1 rRNA gene is annotated in these 1191 nt (G+C 51.6%); it reads right to left on the bottom strand.

Annotated features, from left to right (window positions below):
* Window positions 1-22: 22 nt before the first annotated feature.
* Window positions 23-1191: ribosomal RNA gene (locus Q0779_RS23630) — 23S ribosomal RNA — on the bottom strand; the annotation flags it as partial.

Here is a 1191-nt window from a genome sequence, read left to right as displayed (position 1 = left end):
TGGTAAAACCCATTAGGGTTGTATGGTTAAGCCTCACGAGTCATTAGTATCAGTTAGCTCAACGCCTCACAACGCTTACACACCTGACCTATCAACGTCCTAGTCTCGAACGGCTCTTTAGAGGAATTAAATTCCTAGGGATGACTCATCTTAGGACTCGCTTCCCGCTTAGATGCTTTCAGCGGTTATCGATTCCGAACGTAGCTACCGGGCAATGCTATTGGCATAACAACCCGAACACCAGCGGTTCGTCCACTCCGGTCCTCTCGTACTAGGAGCAGCTTCCTTCAATCATCCAACGCCCACGGCAGATAGGGACCGAACTGTCTCACGACGTTCTGAACCCAGCTCGCGTACCACTTTAAATGGCGAACAGCCATACCCTTGGGACCGACTTCAGCCCCAGGATGTGATGAGCCGACATCGAGGTGCCAAACACCGCCGTCGATATGAACTCTTGGGCGGTATCAGCCTGTTATCCCCGGAGTACCTTTTATCCGTTGAGCGATGGCCCTTCCATTCAGAACCACCGGATCACTATGACCTACTTTCGTACCTGCTCGACGTGTCTGTCTCGCAGTTAAGCTGGCTTATGCCATTGCACTAACCGTACGATGTCCGACCGTACTTAGCCAACCTTCGTGCTCCTCCGTTACTCTTTGGGAGGAGACCGCCCCAGTCAAACTACCCACCAGGCACTGTCCCGGACCCCGATTCAGGGGCCGCGGTTAGAACATCAACACTACAAGGGTGGTATTTCAAGGTTGACTCCACATCATCTAGCGACAATGCTTCAAAGTCTCCCACCTATCCTACACATGTAGGGTCAATATTCAGTGCCAAGCTATAGTAAAGGTTCACGGGGTCTTTCCGTCTAGCCGCGGGTATACGGCATCTTCACCGCAATTTCAACTTCACTGAGTCTCGGCTGGAGACAGCGTGGCCATCATTACGCCATTCGTGCAGGTCGGAACTTACCCGACAAGGAATTTCGCTACCTTAGGACCGTTATAGTTACGGCCGCCGTTTACTTGGGCTTCGATCATGAGCTTCTCCGAAGATAACCCAATCAATTAACCTTCAAGCACCGGGCAGGCGTCATACCGTATACTTCCTCTTGCGAGTTTGCACAGTACTGTGTTTTTGATAAACAGTTGCAGCCACCTGGTATCTGCGACTGCCAGCAGCTTA

Source organism: uncultured Shewanella sp., assembly GCF_947491715.1.
In the GTDB taxonomy this organism is placed as follows: Bacteria; Pseudomonadota; Gammaproteobacteria; order Enterobacterales; family Shewanellaceae; genus Shewanella.
Note: the sequence above shows the minus strand (reverse complement) of the source record. Positions and strands in the feature narration are given on the sequence as shown.